At 43.2% G+C, this 22429-nt stretch carries 19 protein-coding genes; 11 read left to right on the forward strand and 8 right to left on the reverse strand.

Features of this window, described 5'->3' with window-relative positions:
- Nucleotides 1-10: 10 nt before the first annotated feature.
- The 3 genes from VOA_RS04835 to VOA_RS04830 all read right to left on the reverse strand — a co-directional run bounded on the left by VOA_RS04835 (nt 11) and on the right by VOA_RS04830 (nt 6604).
- A complete protein-coding gene (locus VOA_RS04835; RefSeq protein ID WP_032468395.1) occupies nt 11-1765 on the reverse strand; it encodes an EAL domain-containing protein in 1755 nt (584 codons plus the stop codon).
- A 13-nt stretch (nt 1766-1778) separates the two neighbouring features.
- Nucleotides 1779-5381 (reverse strand): ATP-binding protein, encoded by a 3603-nt coding sequence (locus VOA_RS0118545; protein WP_000091956.1) that lies wholly within the window; start codon nt 5379-5381, stop codon nt 1779-1781.
- A 356-nt stretch (nt 5382-5737) separates the two neighbouring features.
- On the reverse strand, nt 5738-6604 hold the full coding sequence (locus VOA_RS04830) for a DMT family transporter (RefSeq protein WP_001259715.1): 867 nt from the start codon (nt 6602-6604) through the stop codon (nt 5738-5740).
- Between the two features lie 337 nt (nt 6605-6941).
- Between VOA_RS04830 and VOA_RS04825 the strand changes: the two genes are divergently transcribed.
- The 5 genes from VOA_RS04825 to VOA_RS04805 all read left to right on the forward strand — a co-directional run bounded on the left by VOA_RS04825 (nt 6942) and on the right by VOA_RS04805 (nt 11731).
- Entirely contained in the window at nt 6942-8195 is a 1254-nt protein-coding gene (locus tag VOA_RS04825) for an aromatic amino acid transport family protein (protein WP_000655335.1), read from the forward strand.
- 163 nt (nt 8196-8358) lie between these two features.
- Nucleotides 8359-9321, forward strand: a complete 963-nt coding sequence (locus VOA_RS04820) for an HlyD family secretion protein (protein ID WP_000257684.1) — start codon at nt 8359-8361, stop codon at nt 9319-9321.
- A gap of 9 nt (nt 9322-9330) precedes the next feature.
- A complete protein-coding gene (locus tag VOA_RS04815; RefSeq protein WP_000073737.1) occupies nt 9331-10257 on the forward strand; it encodes an ABC transporter ATP-binding protein in 927 nt (308 codons plus the stop codon).
- A complete protein-coding gene (locus tag VOA_RS04810) occupies nt 10254-11351 on the forward strand; it encodes an ABC transporter permease (RefSeq protein ID WP_001086618.1) in 1098 nt (365 codons plus the stop codon). Before VOA_RS04815 ends, VOA_RS04810 begins: the two co-directional genes overlap by 4 nt.
- 164 nt (nt 11352-11515) lie before the next feature.
- Nucleotides 11516-11731, forward strand: a complete 216-nt coding sequence (locus tag VOA_RS04805) for a hypothetical protein (protein WP_000828214.1) — start codon at nt 11516-11518, stop codon at nt 11729-11731.
- Between the two features lie 5 nt (nt 11732-11736).
- On the opposite strand, the gene VOA_RS04800 is transcribed toward VOA_RS04805, so the two are convergent.
- Complete coding sequence (locus tag VOA_RS04800; RefSeq protein WP_000436144.1) at nt 11737-12003, reverse strand: DUF1289 domain-containing protein; 267 nt, start codon at nt 12001-12003, stop codon at nt 11737-11739.
- Nucleotides 12004-12149: 146 nt separating this feature from the next.
- On the opposite strand from VOA_RS04800, the gene VOA_RS04795 reads away from it, so the two are divergent.
- From VOA_RS04795 to VOA_RS04780, 5 genes are all read left to right on the forward strand, one after another.
- Nucleotides 12150-12593, forward strand: coding sequence for an META domain-containing protein (locus VOA_RS04795; RefSeq protein WP_000778136.1), 444 nt, complete (start codon nt 12150-12152; stop codon nt 12591-12593).
- Between the two features lie 179 nt (nt 12594-12772).
- Complete coding sequence (locus VOA_RS04790; protein ID WP_000735571.1) at nt 12773-13921, forward strand: ABC transporter substrate-binding protein; 1149 nt, start codon at nt 12773-12775, stop codon at nt 13919-13921.
- 12 nt (nt 13922-13933) lie between these two features.
- Entirely contained in the window at nt 13934-15634 is a 1701-nt protein-coding gene (locus tag VOA_RS04785) for an ABC transporter permease (protein WP_000946986.1), read from the forward strand.
- The gene (locus tag VOA_RS0118550) at nt 15600-16247 is read left to right on the forward strand and encodes an ATP-binding cassette domain-containing protein (protein ID WP_000577792.1); all 648 of its coding nucleotides are present in this window, start codon (nt 15600-15602) and stop codon (nt 16245-16247) included. The genes VOA_RS04785 and VOA_RS0118550 overlap by 35 nt, the downstream gene beginning before the upstream one ends.
- A complete protein-coding gene (locus VOA_RS04780) occupies nt 16240-16875 on the forward strand; it encodes a CDP-alcohol phosphatidyltransferase family protein (protein WP_000887108.1) in 636 nt (211 codons plus the stop codon). Before VOA_RS0118550 ends, VOA_RS04780 begins: the two co-directional genes overlap by 8 nt.
- 52 nt (nt 16876-16927) lie before the next feature.
- Here VOA_RS04780 and VOA_RS04775 read toward each other — a convergent pair whose 3' ends face one another.
- The 4 genes from VOA_RS04775 to VOA_RS04760 all read right to left on the reverse strand — a co-directional run bounded on the left by VOA_RS04775 (nt 16928) and on the right by VOA_RS04760 (nt 21108).
- Nucleotides 16928-17635 (reverse strand): TIGR01621 family pseudouridine synthase, encoded by a 708-nt coding sequence (locus tag VOA_RS04775; protein WP_000459691.1) that lies wholly within the window; start codon nt 17633-17635, stop codon nt 16928-16930.
- Nucleotides 17636-17723: 88 nt separating this feature from the next.
- Nucleotides 17724-18557 carry an ADP-ribosyltransferase domain-containing protein gene (locus VOA_RS04770; protein WP_000497699.1) on the reverse strand — a complete coding sequence of 278 codons (834 nt, stop codon included), beginning with the start codon at nt 18555-18557 and terminating at the stop codon, nt 17724-17726.
- A complete protein-coding gene (locus VOA_RS04765; protein ID WP_000835761.1) occupies nt 18538-19335 on the reverse strand; it encodes an ADP-ribosyltransferase in 798 nt (265 codons plus the stop codon). Before VOA_RS04765 ends, VOA_RS04770 begins: the two co-directional genes overlap by 20 nt.
- A gap of 12 nt (nt 19336-19347) precedes the next feature.
- Nucleotides 19348-21108, reverse strand: coding sequence for a dermonecrotic toxin domain-containing protein (locus VOA_RS04760; protein ID WP_000791977.1), 1761 nt, complete (start codon nt 21106-21108; stop codon nt 19348-19350).
- A gap of 188 nt (nt 21109-21296) precedes the next feature.
- On the opposite strand from VOA_RS04760, the gene VOA_RS04755 reads away from it, so the two are divergent.
- Nucleotides 21297-22337, forward strand: coding sequence for a type III polyketide synthase (locus tag VOA_RS04755; RefSeq protein ID WP_001142467.1), 1041 nt, complete (start codon nt 21297-21299; stop codon nt 22335-22337).
- Nucleotides 22338-22429: the final 92 nt, after the last annotated feature.

Consider the following 22429-nt stretch of genomic DNA (forward strand, 5'->3'; position numbering starts at 1 on the left):
TCTCTAAGTTCTATTTCAACGTAACAAATCGTACCAATTCCATGGCTGATTTAATCCCTAATTTTGTCATGATCCGTACCTTGTAGGTACTCACGGTCTTTTGGTTAATATCCAGTTGTAAGGCAATTTCCTTATTTGTTAATCCTTCAACGAGCATCTTAGCAACCGTCATTTCTCGCTCCGAAAGTTGCTCCAACTCATTACGCTGAGCCAAGCTGGTAACATGCGAGTTGAATTGAGCTGCTTGATCTAAAATACGACTCACCGTATCCGCTAAAGTATTGGCTCTCCATACTATGGATTCATTGTCCGCGGCCTGCGCCTCCACGCCTAATCCACTCTGCAGCTCAATTACCAGCCCTTGATAGTAAGGACGAAGCAGATCTTTAAAGGCTTCAAGGCTCATGCCAGATAAAAAGTGGCTTTCTACCACGACCAAGTTAATCGGGAGATCGCGCAGTTTATGCAAGGTTTGTTCAATATCTTGAGCGATGAACACTTTGCTGACTTGAGGTTCTTTTTGCAGCAATTTTTGCAGTGCATTGGCGCTTAATAGATGGTTATTCGCCAACAACACTTGCCATCCATCATCCATGCTTTGGCAATCGAGACACTGACGTCGATTCTTGGTATACAGCTCACTAAGCTTGACTATCGGCATTGGTTTAGCGGAGTAATACCCCTGACAAGTATCCACGCCAAGGTGACGCAAATATTGCCAAGTCTCTTCGTTCTCGACTCCCTCAACTACGCAGTGCAACCCTAAAGATTGAGCCAACAGTAGACACATATTGGTTAATTGCTGGTGTTTATAATTGGTGGCGAGATCGTGCACAAAGCTGCGATCAATCTTCAATTCAGTGAAAGGTAATTGAGCCAGTTGCCCTAGCGAGGCGTACCCCGTGCCAAAATCATCGATCGATAAGCCCACACCATACATGCGTAATCGAGCCAAGTTTGCTAACGACGTCATAGTGCCGTTATACACTTCGTGTTCGGTCATCTCTAAAGTCAACTTACTTGCCGCGAAGTCATGTTTGTCACAAATCGTCAAAATGGGATCGCAAATCGATTGCTGCAAATTACGCTGGCTGATGTTGACCGAGAGTTGAATCTCGGCATCAATACTGGCCAAAGCAGAAACCGCTTTCTCCAACACGGTGAGAAAAAGTTTTTCATGCAAGCCACATTGATCGATCAGAGGCAAAAATATTGCTGGGCTTAACAGGCCATGTGTCGGGTGTTCATAACGTACCAACGCTTCGACCCCAACCATTTCCCCACTGCGAAAATCAAACTGCGGTTGATAGTAGTTAAAAATATGGTCATGAATAAAAGCTTGCTCTATCTCTTCTACCGTCAGTTCAATCGTGGATTTGCACTCGTCTGTTTTAGGTTGAGCCTGTTTTTGAAACCTTTCAATGACACGCTGTAAATCCTTCACTTCATAAGGTTTGGATAAACGCTCAACAAACGAAAATCCGGCCAGACTGCACATGTTGCGTGTCAACTCAAGAATGGCATCATCAACCGCACTCAGGACTACCACACCAAGCTTTGGCGCTCGTTCGCTCAATTGTGAAAGCAAGCTGATCCCATCCATATGGGGCATTCGGATGTCGCAAAACATGAGATCAACACCCACTTTATTGCTTAATTCTAAGGCAGCAAATCCGTTTTCAGCCAAGATAACCTCATCCAACCCAAGCTGTCTTAGCTTGAGCCTCAGGCTGGTCGCCTGAATTCGATCATCTTCTACTATCATGATTTTCATAACGCTATTCGCTCTGATGCTGATTGAGCCACTGCTGTGCCTGCTCTACCACTTCATGCATGGCATTGATCAGTTGCTGCTTTTCCACAACAAGTTGTTGCGGATCGTTTTGTTGCTCAACGGCTTTGGCTAACTCAGCTAACCGTTGTAATTGAAGGGAACCTGCGGCCCCTTTTATTCTGTGAGCCACCCCTTTCACATCACAATCGGGTTGATTCAGTAACTGAATATCTTGGGTAAGAGACTCAACAACTACCATTGCCATCTCTTCACGCTCATCATCTTGATAAGCCTCTAACCAACCGCTTTTCTCATAAGTTTCTACGGTTTGTGGAGCAAGGTAACGGCTCAATACCGTACGTAACGTGGCCAAACGATAGGGTTTGTAGATCACCTTATCCATTCCCGCTTGTCGAGCTTGCTCTGCGGCGAAGCGAGAATCTTCCGCGGTACAGCCAATCACTGCACCTTTAAACTCGAAGACCTCCTGTTTGACTTTGCGAGTCAACGCAAAACCATCAAGGTTAGGCATATGGCCGTCAGTGATTAACAGATCGTACTGCTCAGGATTGGCCTGTAGTTTTTCGAGTGCCTGTAATCCATCATTTACTAAGGTCGCACTTAGGCCAAGTTCACTCAGCTGCCTTTTAATCAGCAAACGGTTAATGGCATCGTCATCAGCCACCAACACATGCCCTTGCAACAAGCGGGGTTGCGTAGGCGTAGCGATTTCACTGATCGAGTGCATCGAAGCTCTAAGCATATTGAGCAGCAGGTCAGGATAGACGTTACGCCCTGTCATCTCCATTTGGTGTTCATTATCCTGAATTTGGATACCCAACGCTTTTGCCCATAAAAGATAAGGCGAACGGTAAGACATCGCGAACACCTGCTCTTGAAACTCATGACAAGGTTCAATCTCAACAGGCAAAGAGATTGTCACTTGTGTACCTTCATTCAGCGCACTCTGAACCGTGATCTGACCTTGCATTAGCTCGATCAAGTTCGCCACGATTGACATACCAAGTCCTGTGCCACCAAATCGACGCGTAATAGTGCTGTCTGCTTGTACGAACGGCACAAAGATCGAATCGATCTGAGCTTGCGTCATGCCACAACCAGTATCCTCTATCACTAAGATCAAACGGTTTGACGCAACCTCCACTTTCACCACTACTCGTCCTTGTTCTGTGAACTTGATGGCATTTGAGAGCAAGTTGGTCACAATCTGATTAAAGCGCAATGCATCAAACTTCACTAAAAGCAAAGCACTTGGAGACCAAATTACCTCTAACTCAATCTGTTTGAGTTGTGCACTCGCTTCGAAGCCACGCAATAAAGGTCCCAGTTCATCAGCCAGATTGTAAGAGGCAATGTCTAATTGAAGCAGCTTCGCCTCTATCTTTGAAAAATCCAAGATGTCGTTGACGTGCAGTTTCAATCGTTCCGCAGAGTTGATTGCGTTAGTCAGTAGCAGCTGGCTTTCGCTGCTTTTTAAACGTGAAGCCAGAATCTCCATCAGGCCTAACATCGCGGCAATCGGCGTCCGCAATTCATGGCTGACCACGGCGAGAAAGTGGTTTCGCGCTTCAACCGCTTGTAGCGCTTGCTCGGTGGATTGGCGCAGAGCTTGCTCAGTCTCTTTTAGCTCAGTGATATCGTTAAACAAGGTGAGATAGTATTGACGCTTATTAATCGGGTGAGAAATAGTGCGGCGAATAACATGAAAGAAATGTCCCCCAATTGAACAATTCGCTTGTGGAGCCTGTATGACTAATGAGTATTCGGCATCCAGTTCTTCCGGTAGAGCGATAAAGGAGCAGTCAGGTCGCTGATTAAAACAGTCATTATCACCACACACCTGAAAATTTTCTCGATAAGAGGCATTGGTGTGCATCACTTCTCCCTTGTCATCAGAGATAAAAATCATACTCGGAATGGCATCAAGCAATTCCGTTAACCACTGAATTTGGTGTGTAGAAAGTTGTGCGACATGTTGGGTGTTTCTTAATAAATAACGTAAGCGTGTCACCCATAAAGTAAATAGCAGGCCAATTGTTAATAAAATACAAACCGCGATTAATACGTAAATAATAACCTGTCTCTTATCATAGCCATAATTTACCGTTACTTTATTGTAATTTGATTTAATTTCTTCTATTTCTTGCGGTGTGAATGTAGCGAGAACCTTATGCAACATATTTTGTAAAACTGCCGAATCTTTCCGAACAACCATAGTGATATCTACGTTAATATCGTGCATTTCTGATGAATCAGAAAGTTTAAATACATTTACCCCCCCCTCAAGCAGCCAATGATTAATCAATGAATTATTTACTAACGCATGTGTAACGACTCCCGTTTGGATGGCTAGCATAAGTTCATCGACATTACGATAAACAGGTGCAGTTTTTATTTTCCCCTGATTATACAAATAGTGATAAAAATTTCCAGTTCGATCTAGAATTGCTATTTTACTCTCTGAATAAGGCAAAAGCGTTTCTATATGACTAAAGGATATATAATCATATGAACCAACGGCTAGAAAATCTCGAGAATCAATGTTGGAAGCATTATAGGCAGGAATAATATCAACCACCCCATGGCGTAGCATCTCATCAACATTTCGACCATTAGCGGGCACAAACTCAAATTTTAGAATGCTTCTCAAACTAATACGTTCTAAAATATCGTGTACATAACCTTTATATTTTTTTTCTTTCTCATCCCAATAAGACAAAGGAAAAGTATCATCGTGTAGTGTGTATCTCACTACCGTATTAGTTTTTTCATCTCTTAACAATTTTAGATTTTCTTGATCGTTAAGAAAATATACATCTAATGAATTTAATTTATTTTGCGTTAAGCCTAATTTATCCGCTTTAATGACTTTGTTAATGGCACTTAATACAATCGGCTCACGAGTATTAATTAATACTCGATTCACTTGGGTTCCTAGCTTTTCATCAAAAATCACCTGTCCGCTCGAGATCCGATTTTTACTCAAAAAGGAATTCAACGAAACGTAATTGGTGATCGTCGCATCTGCGATACCTTGACGAATCATTTCGACTGAGCTGCCGTAATTTCTGGCCATAACAACATTCTTATAACCCAGATCAATAATCAAATCGCAATAAGAAGTACCTTGAATGCATGCCCATTTCAAATGTTCAAAAGGCTGTTTTGCCAGTTCTTGATCTCGTAACCAAATAACACGCACATTTTCATACAGAGGTTCAGAAAATAAGAAATCCCCGTCTCGCTGCTCGGTTTTCCCAAATCCTATCGCGAGATCCGCTTGACCTGATTTAACACCATTCAAAAGAGCTTCAATCGTGTCGTAACCTTGATAACTGATTCCCACTCCTAACTCAGCAGCAATACCGGTGGCGAAATCATGCTCAATACCCATAGGTTGTCCATTAATGCCTCCCCAGTAGGGCATCCACACTTCTTTTAATACTGCAATCGTTAATTGAGATTTTTGACGCAAATAGCTTTGTTCTGTTGCATCTAAATAGGTAGCCGAATGTGCAAAATAAGTAATACATAGCAGTAGTGCAGAAAAAATTAAGCGTAATAACAAGATATCGACTCGTGACATAGATTCCAATATTGTGGAAATAATAATCTAATCGTCTACTAACAATCAATCAGAACCCAATCACATGAAAATATATGTCAAAATAAGCCAACATAAGTAAGTAAATTCCTACACAAGCATTCACCGAAAAATAAAATTTATAACTTGAAATTCATACGATAAATTTCACTACAATTAAAATAACAACTCGGTCTACTTTAAACATTCACAATAAAATGCAATCGCTGCCGCTTAACAATGTAAATGGTATAACTTTCACTATTCAGTTCATATTACGCAATAGCAATGCCGTTTAGCGAAATAACTATCCGTAGTATGCTGTAAGGCGGTAGCTACGGAATAGGAGCAGCTGGAGGTTAACGCAAGCGAAGCTGGCTCACTCGATACAAGAGCAACGAGGCCAATAGAAACGCACAACCTAACATCTTGTTAAATGGCATTGTTTCGTCGTAAATCACCACACTCAACACCAAAGTCCATACTGGTTCTAGTAGCATTAACAACGCCGCATTGGTTGGATTTGCACTCTTTTGCCCCATGGTTTGCATCAAGTATCGCAAGCTTGTGGCGAGTAACACACTCAGAGCAAACCACTTCCAAGTCACTGGGCTGATGGTGCTTGGCCAACTTTCGGTTAACCAAGATAACGCGATGCCCAAACACCCCGCGGTGAACAACTGCAATGTGGTCAGCAACATGGGAGGAAGTTGGCTAGAGAATCGACTATTGAAGTTAAAGTGCATCGCCAAACAGCAGGAAGCGGCTAAAAACCACAATTGATTCGCGGCAAATTGCCACGTTCCATTCCATGCCAATAAGAACAAGCCAATCACCGCCACAGGCAGTGAAAGCCAGAATGCGCGTATCGGTCGCTGTCCAAAAATCGGCCACGCCAACAAGGGCACAAACAGCATGGAAAGGCTCATGATAAACGCGCCTTCACCTAAGGTATCGCTGATGGAAATCGCATGGATCCAGCAAAACAGAGAAGCAGCCAGTAATAACCCTACCCCCATGGATTGCAAACACGCCTGACGCGATGCTTGTTTCAGTGCACCTAAACAAAATGGGAGTAAGCAAAGTGATGCCGCGATCAACCGCAAGCCAATAAAACCAAAAGGAGGAAGTTCTTGAATCGCTTGTTTTGAGAAAACCCATCCCCCAGCTGCCAGCAAGGTGGTTAAAACAAGTAACAGCTCAGCGGGAAAACGTAATGTACGCATTAATTATGTTGAACAATGTGATAGTTATCATGGCTGATTCTGCGCGAAATCCGTTCTACATACCAGTATCGATTCTTTACTCAGCATATCTTTGCTTATGTTTGTTCAAAAATAAACCAAACAATCAAACTTACTAAAAAACATAAAATTTCAGAACTTAATTCCGGTTTTAATTTCAAAATAAAGAATAATAATCTAAGTTTTTCAAATTTTCATAGTTTGCAACGCAAGCACAAACGCTCATTCACAGTGATTATGACCAGCGTCGCAAAATGATCATAACCACTAATAGGAGTAGGATTCGCCGCATTATTATTTTTAGATAAGTGAATTTTCAGTGAAAGACTCTCAGGAAGTAACCCATTTTAGTGCTGCCCGTTCCGCTAATTGGACCCAACATGACACCTATTGGCTGCTGAGCTTATTTGGCACTGCGGTTGGTGCTGGTATTTTATTTTTGCCAATTAACATAGGTTTAGGCGGTTTTTGGCCATTGGTGCTGATGGCTGTATTAGCCTTTCCAATGACCTATCTTTCGCATCGCGGACTCGCACGCTTTGTGCTTTCATCACGCCGCCCAAATGCCGATTTTACCGATGTGGTAGAAGAGCATTTTGGTCAAGGTGCAGGTCGCTTAATCTCACTGCTCTATTTTCTGTCCATTTTCCCGATTCTGCTTATCTATGGCGTGGGGTTGACCAATACCGTTGATAGCTTTTTGGTTAATCAAGCGGACATGATCTCACCGCCACGAGCGTTGCTCTCAGGCGTTTTAGTGTTTGGGTTAATCGCGATCATGCTCAGTGGCGAAAAAATCATGCTGCGCGCATTTGCGGTGATGGTTTACCCGTTAGCGGCGATTCTGGCATTGCTTTCGCTTTACTTGATCCCTTACTGGTCAATGCCTTCTTTTGTTTTCCCGCAAACCAGTGATTTCTGGCACACGGTATGGCTTGCTGTTCCTGTGGTGGTGTTTTCGTTTAGCCATGCGGCTGCGATTTCAAGCTTTGTGAATATCCAACGCCGTCATTACGGTGAGCAAGCGGATCAAAAATCTGAACAGATTTTGCGCCGAACTAGCGTAGTGTTAATTCTGTTTGTGCTGCTGTTTGTTTTCTCTTGTGTGCTGGCTCTCTCGCCACAAGCACTACAAGAAGCTAAAGCACAAAACGTTTCCGTGCTCACCTACCTTGCCAACGTGACCGATAATCCATTTATCGCCACACTGGGTCCATTGGTGGCCTTCATTGCGATCACTTCATCTTTCTTAGGCCATTTCCTTGGCGCACGAGAAAGCTTGTCTGGCCTGCTGACCAAAAATTTCGGAGTTTCCGTGCGTGGTGCAGAGCGCATTACCATCGCCTTCTTGTTTGTCACCATCTGGATCGCAGCAATTATTAACCCAAGCATCTTGGGTATGATGGAGGCACTTTCAGGTCCAGTGATTGCCATGATTCTGTTTATTATGCCGATGATTGCTGTATTCAAAGTGCCTTCGCTTCGTGTACACCAAAAACGCATGAGCACTTTCTTTGTTTTGCTTGTCGGCCTACTCGCCGTATCCGCTCTGGTCTACAGCCTGCTCGGTTAATTTCTCTTCTTACTGGCTCCCAATTGGGAGCCAAATTCCACATTGCCGTGTTTCTGATGAATAAATCCGGTTCAGCCCGTCACAGAGTTGGCCGATAATCAGTGCAAAATTTTATTATCGCCACATACACTTAACACACTGTGTCAATCGTTGGCGGAACAAAATGGCGGTGGAAAACATGACCAACTCTTTTTCAATGACAGTGCTCTTCACTCTCCTTCTGAGCGCTTGTTCCCCAGAAACGCCACCTCAAGCGTTAGGGACGTTAGAACGTGACCGTATTACCTTCAGTGCGACTAGCAGTGAAATCATTCGCGAGCTACCAGTCGCAGAAGGTACTTCCGTTAAGGTAGGTGATATTTTGGTCAAGCTCGATACCCAAACTCAATTTGCTCAGCTCAATCAAGCCATTGCCCAGCGTGCCAAAGCACAAGCTTCTCTCAGCAAACTCACTAATGGCGAACGCCCCGAAGATATCGCTGTCGCTCAGGCCCGCGTGACCAAAGCCGATGCGCGGTTTAAAGAGGCGGAAATCACGTTACGTCGCAAAACAGAATTGGCTGCTAAACGCTTAGTCAGTCAATCAGAGGTAGATACAGCGCTCTCCGCTCGTGATTCTGCGCGCGCAGAACTGGCTTCCGCCCGTGAAGAATTCAGTAAATTGACGGCTGGCGCTCGAATTGAAGACATAGACCAAGCCAAAGCAGAATTGGCCGCTGCGCAAGCCAGTGTAGAGCTACAGCAACAAAAACTGGATGACTTAACCATCATCGCCACGCGTGACGGTGTACTTGATAGTTTGCCGTACCATATTGGCGAGCGAGTCACTACCAATACGGTGGTCGCTATTGTTCAAGCCGATCGCTCCCCTTATGCGCGAGTCTATGTACCCGAAACTCACCGAGCAAAATTTCTGGTTGGTCAAACCGTACCTGTACATATTGATGGTATTGAAGAGACTTATCACGGCACCGTTCGTTGGGTTGCCAATGAACCGTCATTTACGCCTTATTATGCTTTGACGGAAAAAGAACGCTCACGCTTGATGTATCTGGCGGAAGTCGATCTTCCAGAGAGTGCTATGCAACTCCCATCGGGACTGCCCGCACAAGTCGATTTACCGTAAGGAGTAATGATGAGCAATTACGCGATCCACGCGGAAAATGTGGTCAAGCAATTTGGTCACTTTACTGCCATCAATAACATCAACCTAAAAGTCGAACGTGGCAGTATTTACGGATTTTTAGGGCCTAACGGTTGCGGTAAATCAACCACCATTCGTGTGTTGACGGGGTTGTTACAACCTACGGCAGGGCAAGTGAATGTACTTGGATTATCGATCCCGAAACAATCTGAACAATTACGTTTAAAAATTGGCTATATGACGCAGAAATTCTCTTTGTACGACGACCTCAGCGTGCAAGAGAATTTGCAGTTCATCGGCCAGATTTTTGGCATGAATCGCCGGGTATTAAAACAACGTACACAAGAGCAATTGAAAACCTATGGGCTGGATGAACGCCGTAAACAGCGTGTATCCAGCATGAGTGGTGGGCAAAAGCAACGTTTAGCCTTGGCAGCAGCTACCATGCATAACCCTGAATTGCTGTTTCTTGATGAGCCGACATCCGCCGTTGATCCAGAAAACCGTCGCGAGTTTTGGGAACAGCTGTTTGATCTCTCCTCACTAGGCACCACCATTCTCGTCACCACACACTATATGGATGAAGCGGAGCGCTGCCATCGCTTAGCGATTATGGAAGCTGGCAAAATTCGCGCTGATGATGAACCTGAAAAATTGATGCAGCAAATGGGCGTCAACGTTGTTGAGATAAAAGCGCCTGCGCTACGCAATTTAAAAGAACAGCTGCTCGGTTTCCCGCAAGTTCGCTCTGCGGCGCAGCTAGGCGTTCGTTTACGAGTGTTGATTTATCGCGAAGTGGATGACCCCATCTTTTGGCTACGCAGTACATTCCCTCATTTGGTGGCAGCGGAGTTAACACTGGCGCGACCCAGTCTGGAAGATGTGTTTGTCACTGTGACGGGCAAGGGGCGGCAATGAACAGTCTATTCCGAGTTAAAGCCATATTAATCAAAGAGTTTCGCCAATTGTCACGCGATCGAATCACATTTGGAATGGTGGTTATGATCCCACTCATACAGCTGTTGCTGTTTGGTTTTGCCATCAATACCGATGTGCGCAACATTCCGATTGGGGTGGTCGATCAAAGCCACTCCACCTTCGGTCGTCTACTCGTGGAATCGGTGAAAGTGACCCAAGTGGTCACCGTAAAACAGCACTACCTCACGGTTGGTGCAGCTGAAAAAGCCATTGAAAGTGGTGACATCCGAGCTGCACTGATTCTGCCTAAAGATCTGGTCGCTCGCAGTCAGCAACATCGAGAGCTTGGTCAATGGTTAATCGATGGTTCCGATACAATGATCGCAGGTGCGTTAACTGGGCTTAAGAACATGCCACTCTCTGATTTCAGCGTGTTACAAATGCCTCCCACCATTCCCACTTTCGAGATCACCTTACTCTACAATCCCAGTCGCCGCTCAGCAGTCAACATAGTGCCAGGTCTACTCGGAGTGATTTTGACCATGACCATGATCTTATTCACCAGTGCTGCGATTGTGCGCGAACGGGAACGTGGCAACTTGGAGCTGTTGATCACTACGCCCGTGCATTCGATTGAACTGATGATAGGTAAAATTGTGCCTTACATTTTTGTCGGACTGATCCAAGTTGCCATCATTCTTGGTTTGGGGCATTTCATTTTTGCGGTCCCGATCAATGGTTCTCTGAGCCAGATCTTGTTTGGCACTTTACTGTTCATTTCGGCGAGCTTAACCCTTGGCTTGGTTATCTCAACCATTGCCAATACTCAATTACAAGCCATGCAAATGACCGTGTTTATCTTGTTACCTTCAATCCTACTTTCCGGATTTATGTTCCCTTATGAAGGGATGCCCGTTGTAGCGCAATGGATATCCGAAGTACTTCCTGCTACTCACTTTATGCGAGTGATCCGCGGAATTGTATTACGCGGCGCAGATTTAGCCGATTTGTGGCGCGAGACTCTTTGGCTAGCCCTCTTCACCATCATTGGATTATTTGTAGCTTCGTTGCGCTTTAAAAAATCGCTCGATTAACCGCTCACTAAGGCAAACGAATTCATAGCCCTAAGTAATATGAATGAGATAGAAAAATATTGAGCACAGATTGGATTAGAAAAAGTACAGCAAATGACCATTGACGATAGTGTGACTGAGTTCTAATTTTTTAACTCAGTCGCTCGAAAATTGGAGGTTTGCCAATGAAACGTAACAGTAAGAGTTATCGTCTAAAGATGATTAAAGAAGTCGCCACACGTAAGCAACAGGTAGACAGCTGTAACGACCCTATGGCTCGCTATATTTATGAAATGATGACCCAAGTAAAAGATCCCAAAGCCAACGAACCACGCAAATTTGCTGGCAACCACTTCGATGACCAAGTAGGAGGTTGGGTCAGTGATTTGTGGTCGGAATAGCTCAGTCAGAACAGTGTTTGCTGAGCGTCGGTTGGACGTAATTCGCTCTCGCTCAGATTTTCCGTTTTGTTTTGACCACGCGCCTCCTGCTGCTTTCGGCGATAACGCTGACGACAAAGCTTGATCACATGTAGCTTTTCAGCCGATGTCATACTCAGCCAATTAAACCGCTCCTCACGCTTACGCAGACAACCTTTGCAATAGCCTTTCTCATCGACACTACATACCCCAATGCAGGGGCTGACAATATTGAAAAACTCCAGTTGCTCCATAGATGAATCACATCCTTTTCTATTCACTTCGTAGTATTTTGCAATACGACTAGGCTCAAAGTTTCATATAAACCATGACCTTCTTCTGACAAAAACAGTGTTTTATTCACTATACTGTGCGGGTTTCCACATTCGGAGTGAATACTATGAAGCTTAGTTCAAAATCATTACTTGCCGCAATCACCCTACCTGTATTGATGACAGCCTGCGCAAGCAATGGTGATGCAGTGCAAATCACAACTCAAGATCTTCAACACCATAATTGGCAGCTCACACAAATTGACGGCAAAGATGTGGTGAATGGTGAACACAATGAAGCACCGCGTTTAGAAATCGGTGAGAAAATGATGGCCAGCGGTAATGCCGGCTGTAACAACTTCTTTGGTAAAGCAGAGCTCAAAGATAACCAATTCCGCATTGAAAAAATGGGCATGACCATGAAAATGTGTATTGGTGATGTGATGGATACAGAGCAAGCCGTGTCACAAACCTTGACCGACTGGAGCAAGATCACGCTGACCAAAGAGACTCTGACTCTAAAAAATGATGTACACACGCTGACGTTTACTCTGCGTGACTGGGTAAACTAACCCGCCCTTAGACGCATATTTCGTGTAACGGCAGCTCATTGGGCTGCCGTTTTTTATTTTCTCTTCCCACACTTAGCGCAAGCAAACCAAGCATTTTGATTTTTTTCCTTCATAATGAAAGACAAGGAACCATTCTTCGGTCTATATACACAATAAAATTGAATTATTAAGGACAATTCATGAAAAAACTGCTGACGCTTCTCGCTGCGTGCGCCCTTTCATTCGCCGTTTCTGCGCAGTCATGGGAAGAGATCACTGAAAAAGCACGTGGACAAACTGTCTATTTTCACGCTTGGGGTGGAAGCCAAGAGATCAACAGCTACTTGCGCTGGTCGGCAGACCTGCTCAAATCTCGCTATGGCGTCACGTTGCAACACGTTAAAGTCACAGACATTGCAGAGACCACCACTCGCTTAATTGCTGAAAAAGCTGCAGGAAAAAATGAGCAAGGTAGTGTAGATCTCGTATGGATCAACGGTGAAAACTTCAAGTCAATGAAAAATAGTGGCTTGTTATATGGTCCATTTGTTGAGTTACTGCCAAGTTGGCAAATAGTCGATAAGACTCTTCCTGTCGACAGCGACTTCTCTGAGCCAACAGAGGGTTTGGAAGCACCATGGGGCGTGGGACAATTAGTATTTATTCATGACAAACAGCTGTTGAATAATCCTCCGACATCATTCGCTGAACTGCTCAACTATGCAAAAGCCTTCCCCAATCGGATTAGCTACCCACAGCCTCCAGAATTTCATGGCACCAGTTTTCTAAAAGCAGCACTGATTGAACTCACTCAATACGCTCCTGAATTAAATCATCCAGTCGACCCTGCAACTTTCCAGCAAGTCACTCAGCCGTTATGGCAATATTTAGATGAGTTGCATGCCGTTGCTTGGCGTAAAGGCAAACAGTTTCCATCTGGCTCTTCACAAATGATGCAACTGTTGGATGACAGACAACTGGACCTCGCCATTACCTTCAACCCAAATGCTGTATTTTCCGCACAAATTACGGGGCAGCTGGCTCCGACCACACAAACTTATGCGATGAAAAATGGGGCATTAAGCAACATTCACTTTTTAGCGATTCCTTGGAACGCCAATGCAAAGGAAGGTGCACTGGTGGCCATCAACTTCCTGCTCAGTGCCGAAGCGCAATCGCGTAAGGGGGATTTAGCGGTTTGGGGCGACCCTTCTGTACTCAAAGCTCAGTATCTGACGGGTAGCGCGAAAAAAACGATTCTCTTTCCTTCCATCGCTGAGCCTCATCCAAGCTGGCAAAGTGCTTTAGAAACTGAGTGGCAAAAACGCTACGGCAATAGCTTGAAATAACGGTTATTCGTCATGCTTAGATATGCCTACTGGGGCTTGATTTTAATTTGTATCGCGCCAATCCTACCTGGATTGGCGGGGGTACTAAGCTCCGCCTTAGGTTATTTGCCTGTACTTGGTTCATCACAATTCTCATGGCAAGGGTTTTATCAGGTCTGGCAGTGGCAAGGGGTGGAATACGCTTTGCTACTTTCCATCAGCTCAACGTTGTTGAGCACTTACTTGTCACTGTTGATCAGTTTCTCGATTTTGCAGCGCTTTTGGTTTCACTCTCGTTGGCAACGTATTGAAAATAGTTTGTCTCTACTCCTCGCTCTCCCCCATGTTGCATTCGCGATTGGCTTTGCGTTTTTGTTTTCATCCAGCGGTTGGCTTTCTCGGCTGCTGTACGGAATATTTGAGTATCAAGATCGTCACCAAGAGATGGCGTGGCTTGTGCACGACCCTTATGCCATCGGTCTAACTGTGGCATTAGCGCTCAAGGAAGTACCCTTTATCTTGCTGATCAGCTTACCTATTTTGCAGCAATTCAACTTAGCCAAAATGAAAATGCTTAGCGCCTCATTAGGTTACTCAGAACAACAGATGTGGTGGAAAATCCTCTTCCCCCAATGGCTACGCAAAATCCGTTTTACGCTGTTTGCGGTTGCCGCTTACGGTATCTCTGTTGTGGATTTTAGTTTAGTGCTGGGACCGACTACTCCCCCAACGTTTTCTGTGTTGGTTTGGCAGTGGTTTAACGAGCCAGATTTGAGTTTATTGCCGAGAGCAGCTTCCGGTGCGGTACTTCTGCTGCTGCTTGCTAGTTTTGCGCTATTGGCGATTTGGTTTATCGAATGGTTAGTGACTCGTGGCTACCGCAGATGGCAGTCCTCCGGTCGTTACTCTCCGCCTCTACCCCACAAGAGTTTACTCGGCTCGTTATTATTGACATCGGCACTGATCATTCCGCTGACCATTATTTGGAGTGTCGCACAACGTTGGCGCTACCCCGACTTCCTACCCACTCAATGGACAGGACAATTTTGGCAAGATGAATGGCCAAATGTGTTGTTGAACATTGAAACCAGTGTACAGCTAGCCCTTTGCTCTGGCACGTTAGCACTGCTAATGGCCATCTTAGCTCAAGAGTATCGCTTATATAGTAAGCGGGCGATTCCAGTCTATTTTATTGCGTTACCTATGCTGCTCCCCCAACTCTCTTTGCTATTGGGTTTGCAAGTTTTGTCACTCATGATTGCCTCTAACGCTTACACTCTGTGGGTTGTTTGGGCACACACCTTTTTTGCCTTTCCCCTAGTTTATCTTGCATTAAGCGGCCCTTGGCAAAGCTACAATCCTGATTACTCTAAAATCGCACTAAGTTTAGGCAAAAATGAATGGCAAATCTTCTTGAAAGTGAAACTACCACTTCTGTTTCCTGCTCTGCTTTATGCGTGGGCAGTAGGCATCAGTGTCAGCCTTGCTCAATATCTGCCAACACTTATGCTGGGTAGTGGCCGCCTAACCACCATCACCACTGAAGCAGTCGCTCTCTCTAGCGGTTACGATCGTCGAGTGACGGCAATTTATGCAATCTGCCAAGCCGTATTGCCTTTTGTGTTCTTTTCTCTTGCCCTTTTGCTCGGACGCGTGCAAATTCACCGCCATCGAGCAGTTCAATTTAAAGTGGTATTTCATGATTTTTTCTCTCGAAAACCTCGCCATCCATAGACAAGACGATAGCTGCCTATTGGCAGATTTTAACCTGACGATTACTGAAGGGGAAATTGTCAGCCTGATGGGACCAAGTGGTTGTGGCAAATCAACTTTACTGAGTGTGATTGCGGGCCATCTAGCGACAGATTTTTCATTTCAAGGATCTATTAGGTTGGGTGATATACAGCTCAATTCTCTACCAGCACATCAGCGCCAAGTCGGCATGTTGTTTCAAGATGACTTACTCTTCCCACATCTGAATGTATGGGAAAACCTCGCTTTTGCGCTTCCTAATACAGTAAAAGGTGAACAGCGCAAGAAAACCGCACTCTCCGCACTCAATAAAATTGCACTCACGGATTTAGCATGCTCTTTCCCTGAACAAATCTCTGGCGGACAACGAGCACGGATCAGCCTAATGCGCATGCTTCTTGCAGAACCTAAGCTGGTTCTGCTCGATGAACCCTTCAGTAAATTGGATAAAACATTGCGCAGCCAATTTCGTGACTGGGTTTTCAGCCAATTAACCAGCGCGGGGATTCCAACATTGATGGTAACACATGATCAAGATGACGTGCCTCTTGGCAGCCGAGTCATTGAATGGCCAACGGCGGTAAACCATGCTTGATCGCTACGCCATTAAGGCGATTCGCTGGCCCGTCACACAAGCTGCGAGCTTATTGGATGAAGTGGGAGTGACGGCAAATCAAGTCACCCTGTTTGGATTTTTGGTTGGTGCTTTTGCATTACCAGCGCTTGCGATGGAGCAATACCTGCTTGCATTAGCGTTCATTGTCGTCAATCGGATCTGTGACGGACTCGATGGTGCACTCGCACGCCGCCAAGGGCTGACAGATTCAGGGGGGTTTCTCGATATCAGCCTCGATTTTCTGCTCTATTCTTTGGTGCCGTTTGGCTTTGTGCTCGCCAATCCTGAGAGCAATGCCATCGCTGGTGCTTTCTTAATTTTTGCGTTTATTGGTACGGGCAGTAGTTTTCTTGCCTTCGCTGTGATGGCCAGTAAACGCAGTATTGCCAACCCTGTCTATCAGCACAAATCCTTGTATTACATGAGTGGTCTGACAGAGGGCACGGAAACGATAGCATGCTTCATATTGATGTGTTTATTACCTCACTATTTTTCTAGCTTAGCTTGGCTGTTTGGCGCTGCCTGTTGGTTTACCACTGCAACACGCATCTATTACGGCTTTCAAACTTTGCAACACGCAGAGCAGGATGAAACTCATCCACTCTAGCGCCCCCACCCTAAGTTTACTCAAGCGCTGAGGATACATGGGCATTATCCCCTTACCCTTTTGCCCCGACCTTCAGCGCTGGCCAAGGTAAATCCCAAGGTGATAGCCAATTTTCAACCCCTTGGTTCACCGCGTCTTCGTGCCATTTAGTACCTAAATGTGGAAACTGGCGCGGATCACATAACCATTGGTAAACCTCACCTTGATAGGTAAAACGCAAGGCAAAAGCGTGCAGATACCCGCGATCAGCACCTTCTATCGTGTTGTAGATCGGGTCACCAACAATAGCGGAACCAATGGATTTTAACGCTACGCGAATTTGGTGGGTTTTTCCGGTATGAGGTTTACACAAAAACAAACGCTCCCCCAGTGCGGCTGTCGCTGAAAAAAACTGAGTCACAGCAGGGTTACTCTGCGAATTCAGGAGTTTCCATGATGAGCGACGTGAGCGCTCCATATCTCCACAGATCAAACCTTGTTTTTTCTTCGGCTTTTTACTGCCAATCGCCAGATAAAATTTTTCAACCTTGCGCATAGCAAAGCCTTGTGAAAGCTCACTGGCCGCCGCTGCATTTCTTGCAAGTAGTAGAATCCCAGAGGTCATCTTATCGAGCCGGTGAACCAAATAAAGTTGACCATCCCCTGTTTGAGTCACTACTTCTTGCAGCAACATAGTATCGCCATCATCTTTATGGACTGATACATTGGGGTGTTTATTGATAAGCAGAAAATCGGGATGAGTAAATAGAATATCGAACATAATGACGCCTCATATTGCGGCGTCATTATACTTAACGTAGAGAGAATGTCGCCTAACTTGCACAACGACTCTCATTAAGCGACTTCATTTATAGAGCACAAGCGAGATGCAATGCCGATGGTTCAAATGCCACCCCTATTGGTTCTCTTTCTGCTGAGTAGAGATTGTAAGCATACTGTTCTTCACGTAATGAGGTGACGTTTTCTAAAGCAATCAGTTTTGTGTCACCCTGACTGGCTATCGCTTTCACTCGCATATAAGTCTTGGGCTGTACTAGAACTTCGGCTTCATTGGGGAGTTTAGAAAACCCAGCCATCGAATATCCACCTTGTGTAAGGTCTATTTCGAATAATACTTTTGTGAAACCACTCGTTACATTCGTGCGTGCTGAAAAAACCGTTGCCACTTCAGGCAAGATCGAAGTTGACATAAAACCAGGTTCATAAACAAGATCTCCAACATTCAATTCTGAAAATAACTTATCTTGTAATTTTTTCCCTCGATACACCTTACCATTATATCTAGGTAACTTAACTATACCTGACCGAAATGTATCAACTTGTCCTTTCAATATTTCAGTGAAACGCTTTGTTCCAACATAAGAATCTCCATGCTTTTTATTAAATAATATCGGATCTCTATAATATTCATTAAAGAGTTTATAAGTACCATTAGCATCGCTATAACCTTGAACAGCTATAGTTTCCTCAGGTGTAAGCTTATTAGCATTTACTTTGTAGGCTTTCAAGGTGCTTTTGGCAAACTTCTTTGCTTCATTTATTAAGACTTTATCAGCCCGAGGTGGAGCAGTTAATTTTTCAAAGTAAGCACCGTATGAATTAAATGAAAAACTCACACAAGAAAGTAATAGTAGTGATAAAAAATTAACCTTATTTTTAAAATTAAATAATTTTACAAACATTATGCACTCCTCCTGCTTGCTCTACGAGAGGTTTTGTAATCTCTGTAACCTGCATAGGTTCTCCGTTATAAAAGTTATAGATAGAACCCTTAAAACCCTTTAAATTATCCACTGTTTCTAAAGCTAGATAATCTATCCCATCAATCTTTTCCATATGAGCTATTTTTAGTGGCGTACTATTCAGGATTAAAATCTCCGAATCATTAGCATGATCTAAAACTAAGGGTGCCGCAGAATGATTAACTTTAATTTCCAGTAGAACTTTGGTTCTACCTTCTTCACTCCAAGTGCTTTCAAAATAATTTTTCGCAGTTTCAGGGAGAAATGATGTTGAAAAAAATCCAGGATCAACAACTATGTCACCTGTTTTTAACTTTTGCACAAGATCTGTTCTAATGCTAGTAGCTCTAAACGCTTTGCCTTTATAGACAGGCAATTTTCTCACCCCAGAATTTAAATCGGTTATGAGTTTTTTCACATTTGCAATGCCTTCTGGATATTTATTCAAAAACTCATTTGGGTCTCTCAGATAAGTGTTAACTGGATCATAAATATGACGGGTGTATGCATTAATAACATTTTCTTCCTCTTTAGTTAAAGATTTTTGACTAAAATCAAGGGCAGCTTTTGACCATTTAGCAAAACCTCTATGTTTATTTATTCTAATTTCAACATCTTCTCTTAAATTTGAAACCGGCTTGCGTAAATCAATAAAATAATCATTCGCGATGGTGCTTACGGAAAAGCAGCTTAACATTAAAAGTATAATAGATTTCATAATAATGCCCTATTAAAAACAAATGAGTGGTTCTGAACTATAAAATGCTTTTTTACCCTCAAAAATCCCCTCATGAAGTTCTTTATTAATTTTCGGATTCCCCGTATTAAAGTCTACTTCTACATAATGTCCTTCACTCACTTGAGACATCGCGACAACATCAGATTCGTTAGCAAGTCGAACAATATGAACCTGTTTAGTCGTTTTAGGATGGGCTATTTTCATAGGCTCATCGCCTACTTTTAAGATCTCATACTCAATAGGAATGCCATTACGGTTAGTAAATGAAAATGAATGGCTAAAATCGCCCAAATCACCTTTTAATTTTGCCGTATAGAAAGGTAGCTTTCGTGAACCTCTTATAAGTTCAGGGATAATAAAACTTGCAGCGACATTCACTGAGCTACCCGCCACATTGTATACGCCTGACTGGCGCTCATGCAGAGTATCGCCTGTCACCGCAATATCAATAGACAAGCCCAAGTTAGTCGTGTTTAAGGCGATATCAAGAGGGAGCCCAATTTCGGGAGCAAGTATAGCAAGCACTGGAGTGAAATTGACGATTGCAGAAATTGTTCTAAGTGCATGATCTCTTGTCACTTCACTATCCGATTTAATTTGCATATCACTATCACTTGCTAACCGAGCTTGAGTTGCATCAGCCAAAGCATTAAAAGCATTTCCAGAGATCAATGTCTTATTATATAGAATGTAACTTGATGCCCATGAACCATCTGCTAGCCCTTTAAGAGCATGATCTACTCCCGTATAAGAGGCCCCATCTTGCCTATCAAAAAGACTAAAATGTTTTGCTAAAGCCTTTCTCTCTAGTGGATTTTTTAGTTGCTGAACAAGATAACTACGGAGCTGTTTTTCTAAAGTTTGGTCATTTCTATATATAAACTCAACAAAAGGTTTATTAGCTCCAGGAATATATAACAATGCAAAAGTTCCATCAATTGACTCAATCCATAGAATTGAATTACTTTTATAACTATAAATATCTAAATTATAGTTTTGACCCAATGAAAAATCGTCATTAATCATTGCTTCTATAAGCAGGCTAGCCTCATAGGATATTTCATTTTTTTTGAACGCTTGAAATCCTGAGAAACCAAAGGAATCCTTATAAATATGAACGTATTCAGGTTTGCTTTTACTCCAGAACTGTTTAGAACTTTCTGTAAATTTCGATTGTAAATCATATTCCCAAACAAATTTGGCAACATTACTTGGTAAAATTTTCACTTCGTTGCTAACACCATACTTTGACTCTCCATAGCCAGCATAATATACACCAGAGTATGAGCTTAAGTTATCTGGCTCAAATTTCTGAAAAGCATTTGCTAATGCAGCATCGGTTAATTTTACTGCACTGATAACATCTCGTTTGCTATGTTGCCATCCGGTAAATGCATTTCTATCTGAAGCTGCACCATTGAAGGTAACATAATAGAGATTTTCTGAATCAAAGCTTCCCTTAAAGTCTGCAACCACTCCCTGAGCACCAAATTTATTATTTAACGCCTCTCGGATCATTGCTCTTGGGTCAGGCATTTTCCCCATTATTTTTTCGTAACGATCAATCCAATTAGATTGCCATTCTGTATTATATTTATTTTCCAATTCACTTATTCGTTCAGGAATGCTGACAACTGAATAATTAGAATGATGGGCTGATTGTGCATGAACTTGAGTACTTAACCCCATGAATAGTGTCGAGATTACTGCGACCTGTAGGATATTCATTGAGGTATTGTTTTTATTTTTCATTAAAATGACCTTATAAGTAATTAATAATCCATTTATTAATAACACATCAAATAACAATCAAATCAAAAAAAAACAAACAAAAATGACATACTATTAATATTTGAATCAGTATCACAATCATAATGAATGGATTTTTATTAATTTTAGGTCTTAATAAGTAAGCTCAACATAACTTAAGAGGAATTATTATGCCTACGCTTTGTCTTCCAGAATCACTTTACCCAATTAACGTAGTTACTAATGAAGATATAGTGAATTTTATTAACCTGCATCACCCTGATATTCGGCATAAAGATCGGGCATTTGAAATGATCCATAATACAACAATTGAAAAACGTCATACGATAATTCCATTTGATGAAATTATGAAACTTGATAACTTTGGCCAACGAGGTGAACTTTACGAAAAACATTCTAAAATGCTAGCCATTAAAGCTGCAACAAAAGCATTGAGTAATGCCGAATTACAACCTGAAGAGATCTCGATGGTCATCGTCACTTCATGCACGGGCTTTATGATGCCCTCCTTGACCGCCTATTTAATTAACCAACTTAACTTACGAGACAACACGATTCAGTTACCTATTTCCCAGATGGGATGCGTGGGTGGTGCATTTGCTGTCAATCGAGCTTATGAACACTGTCTACAATCAAAGAAAAACAATGTATTAATAGTGTCTGTTGAAACCTCTTCACTCTGCTTTCATCGTCAGGCTGATCGATTACAAGACTTTATCTCTGATGCGTTATTTGGTGATGGTGTCGCGAGTGTTGTTATGCGAGGAGACGATAACCTCAGTGGTTTCAAAATCTTAGCCAAACACGGCTTCATGATTAAGGACACCGAGTCTTACATTAAATATGGAATTACCGATCAAGGGTTTCATTTCTCTCTCGATAAAGAAGTGATGTACTCCGTAGAGTTGGCCGCACCTGAGATGGAGAAATTTATCGTTCAGGAATTGGGAGGGCTAGATCAAATCGACTTTTATATTTCTCACACAGGAGGTAGACGAATTTTAGATGAAGTGCAACGCTGCCTTCAACTTCCTCCCTCACATCTGTATCACTCGAGAGAGTGCTTACGTTTGACAGGCAATACTTCAAGTGTAGCGGTACTTGATGTTCTTTCTAGGCATTTTGCTGAACGGAAACAAGGTGATAGAGGTGTAATTTCCGCTTTTGGCCCAGGTTTTACTACTGAGCTTGCAATTGGCGTATGGGTTTAAGATTTCTTTTCATACCCCCAAGCAGGCTTCTAAAAAAGTAATGCTGATCGGGCTGAAGTAAAAAAGCCGATACACATCAATTATGTTTCGGC

The sequence above is a fragment of the Vibrio sp. RC586 genome, assembly GCF_000176715.1.
Taxonomy (GTDB): Bacteria; Pseudomonadota; Gammaproteobacteria; order Enterobacterales; family Vibrionaceae; genus Vibrio.

Bases quoted from the DNA above. Each gene is read 5' to 3' on its own strand.
- VOA_RS04805 (WP_000828214.1), top strand. From the start codon at position 11,516: ATGAAACGTAACAGTAAGAGTTATCGTCTAAAGATGATTAAAGAAGTC.
- VOA_RS0118545 (WP_000091956.1), bottom strand. From the start codon at position 5,381: ATGTCACGAGTCGATATCTTGTTATTACGCTTAATTTTTTCTGCACTA.
- VOA_RS04810 (WP_001086618.1), top strand. From the start codon at position 10,254: ATGAACAGTCTATTCCGAGTTAAAGCCATATTAATCAAAGAGTTTCGC.
- VOA_RS04785 (WP_000946986.1), top strand. From the start codon at position 13,934: ATGCTTAGATATGCCTACTGGGGCTTGATTTTAATTTGTATCGCGCCA.
- VOA_RS0118550 (WP_000577792.1), top strand. From the start codon at position 15,600: ATGATTTTTTCTCTCGAAAACCTCGCCATCCATAGACAAGACGATAGC.
- VOA_RS04795 (WP_000778136.1), top strand. From the start codon at position 12,150: ATGAAGCTTAGTTCAAAATCATTACTTGCCGCAATCACCCTACCTGTA.
- VOA_RS04780 (WP_000887108.1), top strand. From the start codon at position 16,240: ATGCTTGATCGCTACGCCATTAAGGCGATTCGCTGGCCCGTCACACAA.
- VOA_RS04820 (WP_000257684.1), top strand. From the start codon at position 8,359: ATGGCGGTGGAAAACATGACCAACTCTTTTTCAATGACAGTGCTCTTC.
- VOA_RS04775 (WP_000459691.1), bottom strand. From the start codon at position 17,635: ATGTTCGATATTCTATTTACTCATCCCGATTTTCTGCTTATCAATAAA.
- VOA_RS04790 (WP_000735571.1), top strand. From the start codon at position 12,773: ATGAAAAAACTGCTGACGCTTCTCGCTGCGTGCGCCCTTTCATTCGCC.
- VOA_RS04800 (WP_000436144.1), bottom strand. From the start codon at position 12,003: ATGGAGCAACTGGAGTTTTTCAATATTGTCAGCCCCTGCATTGGGGTA.
- VOA_RS04765 (WP_000835761.1), bottom strand. From the start codon at position 19,335: ATGAAATCTATTATACTTTTAATGTTAAGCTGCTTTTCCGTAAGCACC.
- VOA_RS04835 (WP_032468395.1), bottom strand. From the start codon at position 1,765: ATGATAGTAGAAGATGATCGAATTCAGGCGACCAGCCTGAGGCTCAAG.
- VOA_RS04755 (WP_001142467.1), top strand. From the start codon at position 21,297: ATGCCTACGCTTTGTCTTCCAGAATCACTTTACCCAATTAACGTAGTT.
- VOA_RS04815 (WP_000073737.1), top strand. From the start codon at position 9,331: ATGAGCAATTACGCGATCCACGCGGAAAATGTGGTCAAGCAATTTGGT.
- VOA_RS04830 (WP_001259715.1), bottom strand. From the start codon at position 6,604: ATGCGTACATTACGTTTTCCCGCTGAGCTGTTACTTGTTTTAACCACC.
- VOA_RS04760 (WP_000791977.1), bottom strand. From the start codon at position 21,108: ATGAAAAATAAAAACAATACCTCAATGAATATCCTACAGGTCGCAGTA.
- VOA_RS04770 (WP_000497699.1), bottom strand. From the start codon at position 18,557: ATGTTTGTAAAATTATTTAATTTTAAAAATAAGGTTAATTTTTTATCA.